Below are 14884 nucleotides of genomic sequence, written 5' to 3' on the forward strand. Positions count from 1 at the left end.
TCATTTACCTCTAAACAACGTTCCTTCAAAAGTCCTATTTTTAACCGCTTTCACAATTCTTTCAGGCTTTTTCCCATTTACAAAGAATACGTTTAATCCCATCTTGGCAATTTTTGATGCTTCTTCTACTTTTCTAGTCATTCCTCCTGTAACATCCATTTTATTTTCAGAAATAGTTGGTAATTCGCCTTGTAATTCATAAATCAATTTTTTCGTTTTTAAATCTGAATATAACCCATCTTCATTAAGTGCAAAAATACAAAGTTTAGGTTTTAGTATTTTTGCAAGGTGAGTCATGATTTTATCTCCTGACAAAATGTATGTTTTATTCTGACCATACCACAATGCATCTCCATATGTGACTGGAATCAAGCCTGATTTTGCAATTTTTTCTATCTCTTTAATTTTTTTAGTAATTGGTTTATTTCCAGACATAAAGTCTGTTGGTGGAAGACAGTAAGGATTTAGTTTATTTTTTAACATTGAATCTAAAATTATTTTATTTAATTCAATCATTGAGTTTTTAACAATTGCCACTCCTCTAAGATCATATTTTTCTTCTTTTGTATGCATATCATATTTTACTGACCAATAATGTCCATAGGAGCCTCCTCCATGTACTATGATTATTGGTTCACTAATTTTCTTCAAACTTTTTGAAAGATTCTCAATTGTTTTTTTTCTAGATGATAATGGTTTTTCTTTATTTGTGATTATTGAACCTCCTAATTTTATTAGAATCATATTGTTCAAACTTATCTGATCAATTAAAAAGTATCCAGACCTTTAAAATCAATTTTTACTGAAAAACAATCAATATTCTCATCTTTGAATTGATTCATGGTCTCTTCAAGATTTGATTCATCAGTTAAAGCAAAAACACATCCGCCTCCTCCTGCCCCAGTAATTTTTGTACCAAATGATTTGTTTTGACCTATCTGGACCATTTTTCTTAATTTATCATTTGAAATTCCTATGGTTTCTAAATATTCTTGATTTTTTGTAATTTTGTTTCCTAGTTCACTGATGTTGTTTTCTTTTAATAGTTCTAAAACATCTTCTACTAATTTTGATTCTTTTTTACACAATGTAGAAAATGTATTTTCATTTCTTTCTTTAAACTCCTTTACTCCTTCAACCACTGATTTAGTTGAATGCTCTATCTTTGAATTTGCAATTACTAAATGAAAATTAGGCTCAGATTCTATTTTACTAAATCCATTTTTCTTATCATATTCCATTATTCCTCCATATGTACAAACAGTACAATCTGCACCCGATGTATTTTCAAAAATTGTTTTTTCAGCTTCTATTGCGAGTTCTAAAATTGCTTCTTTAGATATTTTTTTAAACAATCCTGAGATAGCCGCAGCTCCTGCAACACAACAGGCAGATGATGACCCCAATCCTACACCTAATGGAATATCTGATTCTACATTGATTTGAATTCCCCCTTTTTGACTCCTTATCATTTTGTTTGCTAAATAATAGAAAGGCTTTAGAGGTGAATTGATTTCTGTAATTTCCCCCCCTGGTTCTAATTCTAAATTACCTATGTTTGATTTGATTGAAATTTTATTCTCTTCAATTGTTTCTGCAGTTACTGTGATTCTTTTGTTTATTGCACATAGAATTGCTTTAACCCCATACACTACAAAATGTTCGCCAAAAAGAATTACTTTTGCAGGTGCAGAAGCTTTGGATTTCAAAAGAACACTGTAAAATTATGAAAATTATTCGATTTCTTCTTCGGTAATCTTTGTTTCAAAATCATCTATTTCTTCTTTCATTGGTTCATCTTCTTTTAATTCTCCTCTTTCGATTAGAACTTGACGTACCAATAACCAGTAAACTGTTGCAAGAGCTTTTCTTCCTCTATTGTTTGCTGGAATAATTACATCTAGGTTTGATGTAATGTTGTCTGTATTTGCAATTCCGATAATTGGAATACCTGCATTTGTTGCTTCGATAATAGCTTGTTCATCAACTTGTGGGTCTGAAATCAAAACTAATTTTGGTTCAATGTAATATGGTAATGATGGGTTTGTTAGAGTTCCTGGCATAAATCTTCCAAGTAACTTCTTTGAGCCTAAACTTTCACAGAATTTCTCAATTGGGGTTTCTGCATATTGTCTGCCTGAACAAACTATGACATTTTCAGCCCCTAGTCTATTGATGAATTTGGCAGCTGTCTGAATTTTTTCTAATGTGATGTCCAAATCAAGCATGTATAGTCCTTCAGGACTGGCTTTGGTGATGAATGATTTCATGAATTTTGTCTTTACTTGTGTTCCTACCCTAATTCCGGTAGCTAGAACTTTCTTTTTGATGTCCGTTGCTTCAGTTTGTTGGCTCATGACGATTTTAAATCTCTGCCATACCGCGTATTAAATCATGCTCTGATAGTCGTAATAATTCATTGAGTTTTGCCACCCTTTCTCCACCTACGATGCCTACTTTGAGCATTTTTGACTTAGTAGCAAGTCCAATGTGTGATATTTGTGAATCTGTAGATTCACCAGATCTATGTGATGTGATTAACTTGATATTATTTTGAGATGCCTCATCAGCAAATTCTAAAGCATCAAAAAGGCTACCTGCTTGGTTTACTTTTAGGATTGCTGCATTACAGGATTTGCCTTCAATTGCTTTTTTCAAGATATTCTTGTTTGTGACAGTAAGATCATCTCCTGTAACCAATGTGTTAGGGAATTTTTTTGTCAACTCTGACATATCTTCAAATGCTTCTTCATGAACAGCATCTTCAGCATAAATTAATTTGAAATTATCAATAATATTTGCAGCAAAATCTATTTGCTCTCCAGTTGAATTTTCAAATCCTGCTCTATCGTAGATGTATTTTCCTTTCTCTTCATTCCATTGTGTTGATGATGCAAAATCAACTCCCAATGATACTTCTTTTCCTAAAGTAAATCCTAAATTCTCACATGCTTTTGCTGAAATTTCTAATGCTTTTTGATTATCTAATTTTGGTGCCCATCCACCTTCGTCTCCTCTTCCATTTGTAAAGTTAGGATCTTCTTTTTCTAAAACTCGACGTAATTCTTTGTGTACTGATAAATTGGTTTCAATAGATTCTTCGATGGTTTTTGAACCTGTAGCGCAAATTAAAATTTCTTGAATATCTGGAGTACCAGGACCTGCATGTGCTCCTCCTCCCAAAATATTCCCTAATGGATATGGAAATTTGAATGACGATTCTGATGATAATGTCCTAAAGAGTGGTTCGCCTGATGCTTTTGATGCTGATTCCATTGATGCAATTGTAACAGCAAAAGCTAGTGCACCGCCAATTACTGAATAATTTGTAGTTCCATCTATTTCTTTTAGAACGCCATGAATTCCTTTAAGATCTGATGATTCTAATCCGATAAATTTTTGAGAATTTTCTTTTAAAATTCTGAGACTTTGTTCAGGTTTTCCATCCGGAAAACTAACTGCTTCATATTTTCCTACGCTTGCACCAGATGGAGCACATACTCGTCCCAAAAATTGATTATCTGATATAACATCAACTTCTACTGTTTTACTTCCTCTACTATTGTATAGAATACGTCCTTCAATTGAGGATATCTTAGCCAAGTTATTCTAACTCAGATTGAACTTCTTGTTTTCTTCTCTGAATTGCTTCGTAGAACGGAATTACCTGTTGAATTGTTTCTACGGTAGTCAAAAGCATTCTTCTACAACAATATCTTTCAAGACCTAAAGAATCAAGAGTTTTTGTAGGATCTTCTCCTGCTTTAATTTTATTTTGATAATCATCAAATTTATCGGCAATTAATTTTCCACAAGTCAAACATCTAACAGGAATTAACACGAACGAAAAAGTAACCAAGGATTATAAAAACCATGCAAGAAAATTTCTTTGCGGACGTCGCCCAGCCTGGCCAAAGGCGCTAGCTTGAGGGGCTAGTCTCTCAGGAGTTCGTGGGTTCAAATCCCATCGTCCGCACCACTGTTTTAGCTATTTCTCTAATTTTCGTAAAATTTTGATTAATTCTGTTCGTCTTTTTTCTTCAGTAATTACCGATCTTACATCATCTACTAGAATTCTATTTACATCAATTTTCCTTCTTGCTTCTTTGACAACTTTGTCATACATTGAAAAAGTATACAGTTGAAGATACAAACTCTCCATTATTTCAAACATTCTTGTTGCATCCTCAATTTCATCCATTCTAATTTTATCAAATACTTGTCTTTTCAATTCGCCAATACAATCAAGTAATCCTAAGACATATGATTCTGGCATTACTGATAATTTTTTATCTGAAGGGATTTCTTTTTTCTCAACAATTGCGATTAAACATGCGGCTTCTACAAATTCCTGTTCCGGTGTAATTAGATATCTACTTAGTCCTCCTGTTGCCTTTTTCTTGTATTTTTTTAATAATGTCTCTGCTTGTTTTAAGTTATTTTTCCCAGTTGTTAAATCTCCTTTGTGAACAGCGATTATTGATTTGCTGCAAAGAATGATAATTTCTCTTGTGTTTTTTAATAGAAATTCTCTAGCATCTTGAGTCTCTCCTAAATTTTTTGCAATCTTGTTTAATGATGGTTTTACATTCTTTAATGTCATGTTTACCCATCTTTTGAAACTAGGATAAAGCCGTTTGCTAAACTCTTATTTTGGATATTATTTCATAATAGATATGGAAATTACTGTTGATCAAATGTATAATATTGAAAATAAAGGTCATGACATGGGATTTTTGAAAAAATTCATGATGGAAAATGCAGGAGCTGCAGCTGTTAGAAGATTACTTGAAAAAATTGGAAATGCAGAATCAAAAAATATTTTGATTTTTGTAGGATTAGGCAATAATGGTGGCGATGGTTTGGTAATGGCAAGGCATTTGGCAGGATATGGTGCTAAAGTTACAGTAATGCTTCTTGGCAGTCCTGATAAAATAAAGACTGAGGAAAGTAATTGGAATTGGTCAATATTGGAAAAAATGCCTTCTGTAAAGTTAATGTCTGGAGATTCTTTAGAATTTAATTTTAAACCTGATGTTATAATTGATGGAATTTTAGGTACTGGAATCACTGGAGAGATTAGAGAACCATATGCCTCTGCAATAAATTATATCAATGAAACTGATTGTTACAAATTTGCAGTAGATGTTCCATCCGGATTAGATCCGCAAACTGGTGAAACAGCAAATATTTTCACAAAGTGCAACATGACAGTAACTTTTCACAAAATGAAGGAAGGGATTCCTAAACGAAAAGATTTGACTGGTGAATTATATGCTGAAAAAATTGGAATTCCTCCTGAAGCTGAAGAGGGTATACTATGAAAGTTCATCAAATCCAAGTAGGAAATATGCAGAATTTCTCATACATTGTTGAAGATGAAGAAACCAGCGAGTCCATCATAATTGATCCCTCTTGGGATTTGATAGAATTAGAAATGATCATAAAAGAAAATAATCTGAAAATAAAATACATTGTAAATACTCATCACCATTTTGATCATACTTTAGGTAATGAGGCCATGGTTGAATCTACAAAAGCTCCAATAATTCAACATGAAAAATCAGAATTAAAACACGACATTACAGTTAAGGATGGTGATTTTATTGAATTTGGAAATTCAAAATTAAAAGTACTTCACACTCCAGGTCATTCACAAGATAGTATTTGCCTTGTAGGTGATGGGAAAATTTTCTCTGGAGATACACTGTTTGTTGGAAATTGTGGACGAATTGATTTACCTGGTGGTTCGGCCAAAGACCTCTATCATAGCCTTTTTGATGTTTTACATAAATTGGATGAAAATCTAGTCATGTATTCAGGTCATAATTACGGTTCTGCTGAAACCTCTACTCTTGGACAAGAAAAACTCACCAACCATGTAATGCAAAAACGAACTGAACAACAGTTTCTTGATATGATGGGTTAAGGGATTTTAATGGAAAATTTTGAACTCTTTGGAAATATAGATCAAGGACAAAGTTTTCTCGAGTCAATGAAATCTAAAAAATTTCTTTTTTCCTTTGTAATCTCATATACTGAAACATGTGAAATTCCTGGAATTACTTTTGCAGGTGCTGATAAGGACTCTATACAATACACGCCACCAGCAGATGCTGAATATCTTCATTATGGTTATTGCAAATCAATTGATAAAATCCCGATGACTCCTGATGGAAAACCTACTCCTGGATTACTTACAAAGACTGCATTAGAATCTGCAAGTATTTCTCATTTGACAATTAATGCTGGAAGTAAAATTTCACCTCAACTTCCATTTATGGATACTGGTATGACATTTGGAAAAAATATTTCAACAGAAGATGCTATGACTGATTCTCAAGTTTCACATGCTGTTGATTATGGAAGAATCGTTGGTAGAAGTATGGCCTCTTTAACTGATTGTTTAATAATTGGAGAAAGTATTCCTGGCGGTACTACTACAGCATTAGCAGTTTTGAAAGCATTGGGATTTGATGCAAAAGTTAGCTCCAGCATCCCAAATAATCCAATAGAGTTGAAAAATCAAATTGTCAATTCTGCTCTAGAAAGAATAGATTCTGAACACCCTTACAGTATTGTTGCAAAGGTTGGTGATCCTATGATTCCATTTGTTGCAGGAATGTTGAGTTCTGCATCTAGTGTATCAAATGTAATGTTAGCTGGTGGAACTCAAATGGCAGCTGTTTTGGCATTTGCATCAAAAATTGGTTTTAACGAAGAAAATACATCAATTGGAACAACTTCATACATCACTGATGACAAGACTGCAAATTTCACTAGTCTTGTAAAAGAAATTGCTGATATTCCTGCAATTTCAGTAAATCCAGGCTTGAAGAATTCACAATATCCAGGTTTGAAAGCATTTTCTGAAGGATTTGCAAAAGAAGGTGTTGGAGCTGGTGGAAGTATTATTTCTTCAATGATAAAAACTGGAAATAATTCTACAAAATTTTTAGAGATGACTGAAAAAGAATATGACAGATTATTTACTTCACAGTAACTGATTTTGCAAGATTTCTAGGATAATCTGGATCTGCATCTTTTTCCAAAGCTGCATAATATGCCAAAAATTGAATTGGAATTATTTCTGAAATTGGATACAACACTTGATCTATTTTTGGCATTTCAATCCAATAATCATAAACATCACTTTCGATATCAGAAATGCCGATAATTTTTGCACCACGAGCTTTGATTTCTCTTGCACTTGTTAGCGTATCAGCATATGTAGAATCATTTGGATTAAAAATAATTACAAATACATTTGAATCCATTAATGCAAGAGGTCCATGTTTTAATTCTCCTCCTGGGATTCCTTCAGCATGCATGTATGTTAGTTCTTTAAGTTTTAGTGCGGCTTCTATTGCAATTGGATAATTTATCCCTCTACCTAAAATGTAGACATCTGAAACATCTTTTAATTTTGTAGCAATCTGTTGAATATTTTTAGGATTTTCTAATATTTTTACAATTGACTCTGCAAATTTTTCAAAATTAATTGTGATTTTGTCATCACTTAATTTTTGCACAATTTTATACAAAATTACAAGTTGAGATGTGAAACTTTTTGTTGCAGCAACTCCAATTTCAGGCCCACAATTCATTCCTATTACTACGTCTGCTTCTCTTGCAAGTGATGATGTCATCAAATTAACAATAGCTATAATTTTACAATTGGCTTGTTTTCCTATTTTTACTGCTTCTAAAACATCAGCGCTTTCCCCACTTTGAGACATTGCAATTATGATTGAATTTTCTTCAATACTGTCAGGTGCGAATTGAAGTTCACTTGACATGATGGGTTCAGCCTTAATTTTTACATATTTTGAAAAAATCTGCTTTGCAATTAGTGCAGAATTGTAACTAGTTCCACTTCCTGTAATGTAGATATTTTTGGCATGTTTGATGTAATCTGCTGTCTTTTCAATTGCTTCTTGAGTTTTTTCTCCTGCTTTCAATATTGTTTCATGCTGCTCGTAGATTTCCTTTAACGTATAATGTGCATAATCTCCTTTGTAGGCATCTCCAAATTCTTTAGATACTTTTGTTATTCCATATTTTGCATGTTCTCCCTGAAAATCTAAAATTTGAAATTTATTTTCCTCCAAAATTACAAAATTTCCATTTTCTAAATAAATTGCATCATCTGTGAATTCAATAAAACCCAAAACATCACTAGACAAAAAGAAATCATCTTGACCCACTCCTACAATTAGTGGTTCATGAAATCTTGCAGCAGCTAATTGGCCATTTTCAAACATTGCTACAAAGGCGTAATGTCCTTTGATTACTGAAACCGTTTTCAAAATTGTTTCTTTAACATCATTTGTTTCTTCAAAATATTTTTGAAGCAGATTTGCAATGATTTCACTATCTGTTTCACTTTTAAAACGATATCCTTCTTCTTCTAGTTGTTTCTTTAACTCTTCAAAATTTTCAATAATTCCATTATGTACTATAGCAATTTTTCCTGAGTTACTTGGATGTGGATGTGCATTAAAGTCTGTAACTTTTCCATGAGTTGCCCATCTGGTATGCCCAATTCCAATTTTTCCTGGAAGTGAATCAAGTTGAATTTTTGAATTTACTTCATTTACTTTGCCAATTCCTTTTTTTAATTCAATTTGATTCTCAGATTCTGTTGCAACTCCGACACTATCATATCCTCGATATTCCATTCTTTTTAGTCCCTTGACTATGATGGGTGCAGCAAATTCTTTTCCGTAATAACCGATAATTGAACACATTATGATTCTCTTTGATAATTGGGGTTATTTACTGATAAGCCTATTTTTTTGATTATTCTGTTGAAGAACTTTCGCTTTTTGGGGCTTCGGTTGCTTTTTCAGTTGCAGGAGCCTCAGTGTCTTCTTCAGTTGCAGGAGCCTCTACTGGTTCCTCTTTCTTTGTTTTTTCTAACATTTCAGGAATCTTCGATTCTGGTGCAAAATGAACACTATCTTCTTCTTCAACTGTAACGGTGTATGATGGAATATCGATTTTTCTTTCTCCAACCATGATGTGGCCATGAATCACTGCTTGTCTTGCTTGATATGGTGTTTTGAATCCAAGTTTATTTGAAACAATAGTTTGTAATCTTCTTGAAAGCAGATCTGTTGCATTTAGGTTAAGTACATCATCTAATGTGGCATCCTTACTTACCAAACCAATTCTTGCAAGAGAATTCATTAAGATTGGTTCTTTTTCTGCTCTAATTTCTTGTCTCAATGAAAGTAATGATCTAGCTTGTTTTCTTACCCGGGCTAATTCTGTATGTGCTTTCCATAATTCTCTTTTAGTTCTTAATCCAAAAGTTCCGAGAGTTTTTAGCTCTTCCATTTTTAATTCATAATTAAGAGGTCGTTTTGGTTTTTTCCATACTTTACGTGAGTATTTTGGATCTCCCATTCAAAACACCTATTCTTTTTTCTCCGCTGCTGGAGCTGGGGTTTCTGCTGCTGGAGCTGCTGCACCTTCTGCTGGAGCTGCTGCACCTTCTGCTGGAGCTGCTGCTGGAGCGCCTGCTCCTCCTTTCTTAACTGGAGCTGCCATTCCACCTTTGGCTACACCAACTGCACCGCCTTTTCTACCGGTACATCTAGTTCTTTGTCCTCTAACTTTGAGACCACTTAGATGACGATAACCTCTCCAACTTGCAGAGACTCTTTCTCTTTCAATATCGTTTCTTAATGTAAATGGAATATCTGAAGTCAACAAATGCATATCCTTACCAGTTTCAATATCCTTTCTTCTATTGAGGAACCATGTTGGAAATTTGCTAGCAATCGGATCTGTAATTAATTTTTCAATTGCTTGAACATTTTCTTCTGTAAGATTACCGATATTGGAATTTGGATTAATTTTTAGAGTATCAAGAATTGCAGTTGCAAAATTATAGCCAAGACCCTTTATCTGAGTCAATCCGATAATCATTTTCTTCTCTCCTCTGATATCGTTTCCGACTATTCTGACAATGTGTCTATATTCTTGTGCACTCAAGTATTCAAAAATTCAAAGAATCCCCGATAAAAACCATGCTAGGCATCAAATTAAATAATTTTTGAAATGTATGTTGATTTTAATATTAAGTTCATGCCTAATTTTGCCAAATTTTTCAGCTTTATTATCTAAAGTCCTCATCACTTGTCCAGTCATTACCCTGTACATTCCATTGATTACATTTACAGCATTTTTTGATACCTCTTTGAGCGTCAATATCTACACAAAAACAGTGTACTCCCTTTCCAGATGGATCTTTACTACAGAGTTTTTGCATGGTTTTGTGAAGGCATTATTTCTTAATTATCCTATTGGAAGAAATATTCAAAAAGTTATAACTTTCATAATTTTTCATTTAATTATGAATGAGACCTTTGATCGGGAAAAAATTGTTGAATGTATGTTTGATCCAATTACATCTTCAATTTTAGCTGAGCTAGAAAATGGTGAAAAAGAATGTTCATTCTTAGCTGAACAATCATCTATTTCTGAATCTGAAGTACTTGAACGACTTGCATATTTGATTGAACATGGCTTTATTTCAAAAAATTCTGATGATGGAAAATGTGTAATATCTGCCAATTCTGAAAAACTAACTAGTATTGTTGAAGATGGTGGTAACTTTGATGCCACTATCAGTGGCTTAGAAAAAATGGATAGTTATCTAAACTGATTTTTTTCTGTTTTTAATTTCTATTATTCCGGTAACAGCTAATCCTGCCATACCTATTATTAGAATGATTAATGACATGCTAGAAAGAATTATTTTTTTGCCTGCATCTGGAAGTGGACCTATTGCCCCTGCTACATAAATTTCATCATCATCTGAACTCTCAATAACTAATTGATAATTTCCTGTTTCAAATACTTGAAACTCTTGTTCAATAGTTTCCTCATTTATTTTCTGAGAAATTATTTCTATATTTGATGGGTCTAAAATTTTTGCAGAAATTGTATTTTCTTTGAATTCCATAATCTGAACTGCAAAAATTCCTGTCTGTGTAATTTCTTTATCAATGCCTACTGTAACTGTTACAGTTTCAGCCACACTTACTTTTCCATTTCCTTGATTAATCCCTTCTAATGTGATTTGATTTTCTATTACTGAAACAGCTAATCCTGCCACAATCAATAGCCCAAAAATTACTATTACTAATCCTGATTTTTGCATAGATTTAGGCTGACTTTCTTTGTTTTAAACCTAATTTTTGAAAAATCATTAATCTGATACAAGAAAGTTAGATTAGGCTAAAAAAGTTAGCTTAGGGTAACTTTAAATAAAGAATTTTAATTTTCTATATATCTTGAGAATAGGTCGTTCAACTGTAATGATTTTACTACTATCATTAGTTGTTGGATTTTCTGCAGTTGTATTTTTTCCTAGTTTTTCAGATGCTCAATCTGAACCAAAAACGTTTGTTACACATTCTGGTGCCGTAGTCCAAACATCTGGTGAAATAATTGATCCTTTGTATACTGTTTCTACTGTGGAATTTGATCCAGATGAATTTTTGAGGAATTTTGAATATGGAAGAGTGTCCACTTCTGAAAGTGGACAGACAATTAGAGATTATACAATTATTGCTGAAGATGACAGAGTCCAAGAAATTTCACCTGGTATTTCTTTTAATGTTTGGACTTTTAATGGAACTGTTCCAGGTCCAACCATAAGAGCTACTGAAGGAGATATCGTTAGAATCAAATTCATCAACAATGGCTCAAAAGAACACACAATGCATTTTCATGGAATTCATCCTGCTGGAATGGATGGAGTCTTTGAACCTGTAGGGGGTAATGGAGGACAATTTGTATATGAATTTGAAGCAGGACCTGTTGGGGTTCACCCATATCATTGCCATATTATGCCCCTTGAGGAACATATTGTACGTGGTCTTTATGGTGTCTTCATAGTTGATCCAAAAGAGGGGAGACCTGCAGCAGATGAAATGGTGATGGTTCTAAATGGTTTGGATATGGATTTTGATGGGGAAAACAATTTCTATGCTGCAAACACAATTCCTTTTTACTATCAACATCATCCTATCCAAATCAATACTGGTGAATTAATCCGAGTTTACGTAGTCAATATGGTGGAATTTGATCCAATAAACAATTTACATCTTCATGGTAATTTGTACAAGTATTATCCTACGGGAACTGATCTTGTTCCGTCATTTTATACAGATATGATAACTATGTCTCAAACTGAGCGTGGAATTATGGAATTTGAGTATGAATATCCTGGTAAATACCTCTTCCATGCTCACAAGGTAGAGTTCTCAGAGAAAGGATGGGTTGGAATATTTCTTGTAAAAGATAATCCAGACAAATCTATACAGGACATAGAATATGGAACTTAGTGATAAGTCATCTAAAGGAAGAGTCATTGCAAGTGGAGTGATTCCATTTGCTTTTGTAATTTTGATGATGGTGTACATTTTTGGTCCTGGCGCTGATTTGTTAGATTTAGGAATTCCTTTACCTGAAATAACTATTGAAAAAGTTGATTTCGTTGATTCTGAAATTCAAGCAACTGTTAGAAACACAGGACCAATTCCTGTTGAAGTAGCTATGGCAGATGTAAATGATAGAATCCAACCTGCTGCTGTAGAACCTGATAGATTCCTTGAAAGATTTGAGACAACTTTGGTTAGAATTCCATTTGAATGGAATGAGGCAGAACCATACATTATTGGAATAACAATTGAAGATGGAACCAGATTTGAAAAAGAAGTTGAAGCTGCTGCTCCCGCATTAGAACCTAGTTTAGATCTTGCTATCTTTTTTGCAATTATTGGAACTTATGTTGGAATTATTCCTGTGATGATTGGATTATTGTGGCTTCCTTTTATCAAGAAGATAAGCAAACAAAAATTCCATTTCTTTTTAGCATTAACTGCAGGATTATTGCTTTTCTTAGCAATTGATTCTATTGAGGAAGCCATGGAAGTTTCTGATGAAAGCCTGGCAGGAAGCTTCAATGGTGGTTTACTGGTCGCTACTGTAACAATATTGTCTTTTCTTGGATTATACTATTCTGGAAACAAGCTTGTTGAAAGAGCTAGTTCATCAAAACTTTCAAAACCAGTTGCAATAGCACTAATGATTTCTATTGGAATAGGATTGCATAATTTTGGTGAAGGTCTTGCAATCGGTGCAGCAGTTGGATTGGGGTCTGTTGCATTTAGCACGTTTCTGATTGTAGGCTTTGCTTTACACAATACCACTGAAGGAATAGCTATTGCTGCACCAATGTCCAGAGGAAAATTAATGATTGGAAAATTGGCAGCTATGGGAATGATAGCAGGAGCCCCTGCTATTTTTGGTGCGTGGATTGGTGGCTTTTCTTATTCTCCGTTCACTTCGGTGATTTTTCTCTCAATTGGTGCCGGTGCAATATTTCAGGTAATTATTGTGATAATGAAATGGATTAGAGACGAGGGTGACAATAATCTTTCAAGTGCCTCAGTAGCATCTGGTTTTGCAGTAGGAATGTTGGTAATGTATCTAACTAGCATTTTGGTCTAATATGGCTCTGGATGTATGGTGATTACTGAATTATTGATTTCTGCTCTAATAATATGCTCTATTTCTGATGTTAAATCATGAACTTTTTCAATTGACAAATCTTTGTCAAATGAACAATCAATATCTATTTTCAGAATATTCTCAAATTTCAAAGATAATATTCTTCCAATTTTTTTGATGTCTGAATATCTTTCTAATATTGTTTTAATTTTCTCTTCAGTTTCTATATCTTCAATATGGAATTTTTCTGGAACAGTAACAAATGGTTCTAAATGGATTGTGGCATGAGATATTTCTGGAATCTGCTCTTGAATTTTTTGTTCTATAATTTCAGAAATTTTATGAGCTGATAAAAGATTGATTTCTCTATCTACCATTACGTGTAGATTTGAAAACGATTTTCCTTTTGTTTTATGCGTACTGACATTATGAACTCCTTTAACACCCTCTATACTTTTGGCAATTTCTAAAATTTTTGCATCTAGGGGAACATCTTTCCAATTTGGTTCAAAATGAATAGTAGTTGATGCATTTGGGATTTTATTTTTAATATTTTCTTCTACACTGTCACTTATTTCATGGGCTTTATCAAAACTAGTGTCTCCTCTTAAGGAAATGGTGACATCTGCAAAAATTGTATCCCCTGATCTTCTCATAAGAATTGGTCCTGCATTAATTACGCCTTCTGTTGTTACTGAAATCTCTCTAACTTTTTTTACAAGTTCAGGAGATATTACATCAGTCAAATCTAATGCTGTTTTGTATACTAGTTTCACGCTTAGTCCGGCTAACAGAATTCCTAAGATTAATGCTGCAACAAAATCTCCAAAATACAATCCATATGAAACTAAAACAATTCCAATAATTGCAACTAAAGTTGAACCCAAATCCATGAAGGCATGATAAAAATCTGCTTTCAAAGTAGCACCGCCAATTTTTTTGATAGATCTTCTCAAAAGAATAATTCTGAAAAAATCAATTCCAATTGTGTATAATCCACCAATTATGGCAAATAATCCTGGCAAAACACTTGGTGGGGGACTTTGTAATCTGTTGATTGATTCGTAAATGAAATAACAAGCAATCAAAAAAATTGCTATTCCTCCAATCAGTCCTCCAAGAGATTCGATTTTTCCATGCCCATACGTATGCTCAGCATCTGGTGGTTTAATTGCCCATCTTGCAGCTAAAAGTAAAACAAGTGTAACAACACTATCTAGTAATGCATGAATACTATCTGTGATTAATGCTAAACTGTTTGAAATTAAACCAAAAATTAATTCCACCAAAAATGCTGAAAATATAGCTAATAGTGATATCTGTAAAACTCTGGTTCTTTGAACAAACATTTTCC

Annotated in this window: 18 protein-coding genes and 1 tRNA gene; 7 read left to right on the forward strand and 12 right to left on the reverse strand. The window is 33.4% G+C overall.

The annotated features are described in order from the left end of the window. The 5 genes from C5F47_RS01715 to C5F47_RS01735 are packed head-to-tail and all read right to left on the reverse strand — an operon-like array spanning position 1 to position 3841. Complete coding sequence (locus tag C5F47_RS01715) at positions 1-744, reverse strand: isopentenyl phosphate kinase (protein WP_179361193.1); 744 nt, start codon at positions 742-744, stop codon at positions 1-3. A 23-nt stretch (positions 745-767) separates the two neighbouring features. Beyond that, the gene (mvk, locus tag C5F47_RS01720) at positions 768-1709 is read right to left on the reverse strand and encodes a mevalonate kinase (RefSeq protein ID WP_179361194.1); all 942 of its coding nucleotides are present in this window, start codon (positions 1707-1709) and stop codon (positions 768-770) included. A 24-nt stretch (positions 1710-1733) separates the two neighbouring features. Then, positions 1734-2357: a 30S ribosomal protein S2 gene (rpsB, locus tag C5F47_RS01725; RefSeq protein WP_179361195.1), complete on the reverse strand. Its 624-nt coding sequence runs from the start codon at positions 2355-2357 to the stop codon at positions 1734-1736. A 7-nt stretch (positions 2358-2364) separates the two neighbouring features. After that, entirely contained in the window at positions 2365-3603 is a 1239-nt protein-coding gene (gene eno, locus C5F47_RS01730; protein WP_179361196.1) for a phosphopyruvate hydratase, read from the reverse strand. A gap of 1 nt (position 3604) precedes the next feature. Further along, positions 3605-3841 (reverse strand): DNA-directed RNA polymerase subunit N, encoded by a 237-nt coding sequence (locus C5F47_RS01735; RefSeq protein WP_179361197.1) that lies wholly within the window; start codon positions 3839-3841, stop codon positions 3605-3607. 50 nt (positions 3842-3891) lie between these two features. Here C5F47_RS01735 and C5F47_RS01740 point away from each other — a divergent pair. After that, positions 3892-3979: transfer RNA gene (locus C5F47_RS01740), tRNA-Leu, on the forward strand. A 9-nt stretch (positions 3980-3988) separates the two neighbouring features. On the opposite strand, the gene C5F47_RS01745 is transcribed toward C5F47_RS01740, so the two are convergent. After that, the gene (locus C5F47_RS01745) at positions 3989-4603 is read right to left on the reverse strand and encodes a translin family protein (protein WP_179361198.1); all 615 of its coding nucleotides are present in this window, start codon (positions 4601-4603) and stop codon (positions 3989-3991) included. A gap of 73 nt (positions 4604-4676) precedes the next feature. Between C5F47_RS01745 and C5F47_RS01750 the strand changes: the two genes are divergently transcribed. From C5F47_RS01750 to cobT, 3 genes are read left to right on the forward strand one after another with little or no spacing between them, the layout of a single operon-like run. Beyond that, positions 4677-5324 carry an NAD(P)H-hydrate epimerase gene (locus tag C5F47_RS01750; protein WP_179361199.1) on the forward strand — a complete coding sequence of 216 codons (648 nt, stop codon included), beginning with the start codon at positions 4677-4679 and terminating at the stop codon, positions 5322-5324. Continuing rightward, positions 5321-5929 (forward strand): hydroxyacylglutathione hydrolase family protein, encoded by a 609-nt coding sequence (locus tag C5F47_RS01755; protein WP_179361200.1) that lies wholly within the window; start codon positions 5321-5323, stop codon positions 5927-5929. Before C5F47_RS01750 ends, C5F47_RS01755 begins: the two co-directional genes overlap by 4 nt. 9 nt (positions 5930-5938) lie before the next feature. After that, a complete protein-coding gene (cobT, locus tag C5F47_RS01760; RefSeq protein ID WP_179361201.1) occupies positions 5939-7003 on the forward strand; it encodes a nicotinate mononucleotide-dependent phosphoribosyltransferase CobT in 1065 nt (354 codons plus the stop codon). On the opposite strand, the gene glmS is transcribed toward cobT, so the two are convergent. The 4 genes from glmS to C5F47_RS01780 form a co-directional block, all read right to left on the reverse strand. Further along, the gene (gene glmS / locus C5F47_RS01765; protein ID WP_179361202.1) at positions 6990-8750 is read right to left on the reverse strand and encodes a glutamine--fructose-6-phosphate transaminase (isomerizing); all 1761 of its coding nucleotides are present in this window, start codon (positions 8748-8750) and stop codon (positions 6990-6992) included. The two genes, cobT and glmS, sit on opposite strands and share 14 nt — an antisense overlap. A 52-nt stretch (positions 8751-8802) precedes the next feature. Beyond that, complete coding sequence (locus C5F47_RS01770; protein ID WP_179361203.1) at positions 8803-9411, reverse strand: 30S ribosomal protein S4; 609 nt, start codon at positions 9409-9411, stop codon at positions 8803-8805. A 9-nt stretch (positions 9412-9420) separates the two neighbouring features. Next, positions 9421-10002, reverse strand: coding sequence for a 30S ribosomal protein S13 (locus C5F47_RS01775; protein WP_179361204.1), 582 nt, complete (start codon positions 10000-10002; stop codon positions 9421-9423). 124 nt (positions 10003-10126) lie between these two features. Beyond that, positions 10127-10279 carry a hypothetical protein gene (locus C5F47_RS01780; protein ID WP_179361205.1) on the reverse strand — a complete coding sequence of 51 codons (153 nt, stop codon included), beginning with the start codon at positions 10277-10279 and terminating at the stop codon, positions 10127-10129. A gap of 84 nt (positions 10280-10363) precedes the next feature. Here C5F47_RS01780 and C5F47_RS01785 point away from each other — a divergent pair, with 84 nt between their 5' ends. Next, complete coding sequence (locus C5F47_RS01785; protein WP_179361206.1) at positions 10364-10675, forward strand: hypothetical protein; 312 nt, start codon at positions 10364-10366, stop codon at positions 10673-10675. On the opposite strand, the gene C5F47_RS01790 is transcribed toward C5F47_RS01785, so the two are convergent. Further along, entirely contained in the window at positions 10667-11173 is a 507-nt protein-coding gene (locus C5F47_RS01790) for a hypothetical protein (protein ID WP_179361207.1), read from the reverse strand. The genes C5F47_RS01785 and C5F47_RS01790 overlap by 9 nt on opposite strands. A gap of 157 nt (positions 11174-11330) precedes the next feature. Here C5F47_RS01790 and C5F47_RS01795 point away from each other — a divergent pair, with 157 nt between their 5' ends. Both C5F47_RS01795 and C5F47_RS01800 read left to right on the forward strand, forming a co-directional pair. Beyond that, positions 11331-12362: a multicopper oxidase domain-containing protein gene (locus C5F47_RS01795; protein WP_179361748.1), complete on the forward strand. Its 1032-nt coding sequence runs from the start codon at positions 11331-11333 to the stop codon at positions 12360-12362. Next, positions 12352-13530, forward strand: coding sequence for a ZIP family metal transporter (locus C5F47_RS01800; RefSeq protein WP_179361208.1), 1179 nt, complete (start codon positions 12352-12354; stop codon positions 13528-13530). The genes C5F47_RS01795 and C5F47_RS01800 overlap by 11 nt, the downstream gene beginning before the upstream one ends. On the opposite strand, the gene C5F47_RS01805 is transcribed toward C5F47_RS01800, so the two are convergent. Then, entirely contained in the window at positions 13527-14879 is a 1353-nt protein-coding gene (locus C5F47_RS01805) for a cation diffusion facilitator family transporter (RefSeq protein WP_179361209.1), read from the reverse strand. The two genes, C5F47_RS01800 and C5F47_RS01805, sit on opposite strands and share 4 nt — an antisense overlap. Positions 14880-14884: the final 5 nt, after the last annotated feature.

It is taken from the genome of Nitrosopumilus cobalaminigenes, assembly GCF_013407145.1.
GTDB classification, from domain to species: domain Archaea; phylum Thermoproteota; class Nitrososphaeria; order Nitrososphaerales; family Nitrosopumilaceae; genus Nitrosopumilus; species Nitrosopumilus cobalaminigenes.

Bases quoted from the DNA above. Each gene is read 5' to 3' on its own strand.
- C5F47_RS01715 (WP_179361193.1), bottom strand. From the start codon at position 744: ATGATTCTAATAAAATTAGGAGGTTCAATAATCACAAATAAAGAAAAA.
- rpsB (WP_179361195.1), bottom strand. From the start codon at position 2,357: ATGAGCCAACAAACTGAAGCAACGGACATCAAAAAGAAAGTTCTAGCT.
- C5F47_RS01745 (WP_179361198.1), bottom strand. From the start codon at position 4,603: ATGACATTAAAGAATGTAAAACCATCATTAAACAAGATTGCAAAAAAT.
- C5F47_RS01750 (WP_179361199.1), top strand. From the start codon at position 4,677: ATGGAAATTACTGTTGATCAAATGTATAATATTGAAAATAAAGGTCAT.
- C5F47_RS01755 (WP_179361200.1), top strand. From the start codon at position 5,321: ATGAAAGTTCATCAAATCCAAGTAGGAAATATGCAGAATTTCTCATAC.
- cobT (WP_179361201.1), top strand. From the start codon at position 5,939: ATGGAAAATTTTGAACTCTTTGGAAATATAGATCAAGGACAAAGTTTT.
- glmS (WP_179361202.1), bottom strand. From the start codon at position 8,750: ATGTGTTCAATTATCGGTTATTACGGAAAAGAATTTGCTGCACCCATC.
- C5F47_RS01770 (WP_179361203.1), bottom strand. From the start codon at position 9,411: ATGGGAGATCCAAAATACTCACGTAAAGTATGGAAAAAACCAAAACGA.
- C5F47_RS01780 (WP_179361205.1), bottom strand. From the start codon at position 10,279: ATGCAAAAACTCTGTAGTAAAGATCCATCTGGAAAGGGAGTACACTGT.
- C5F47_RS01785 (WP_179361206.1), top strand. From the start codon at position 10,364: ATGAATGAGACCTTTGATCGGGAAAAAATTGTTGAATGTATGTTTGAT.
- C5F47_RS01790 (WP_179361207.1), bottom strand. From the start codon at position 11,173: ATGCAAAAATCAGGATTAGTAATAGTAATTTTTGGGCTATTGATTGTG.
- C5F47_RS01795 (WP_179361748.1), top strand. From the start codon at position 11,331: ATGATTTTACTACTATCATTAGTTGTTGGATTTTCTGCAGTTGTATTT.
- C5F47_RS01800 (WP_179361208.1), top strand. From the start codon at position 12,352: ATGGAACTTAGTGATAAGTCATCTAAAGGAAGAGTCATTGCAAGTGGA.
- C5F47_RS01805 (WP_179361209.1), bottom strand. From the start codon at position 14,879: ATGTTTGTTCAAAGAACCAGAGTTTTACAGATATCACTATTAGCTATA.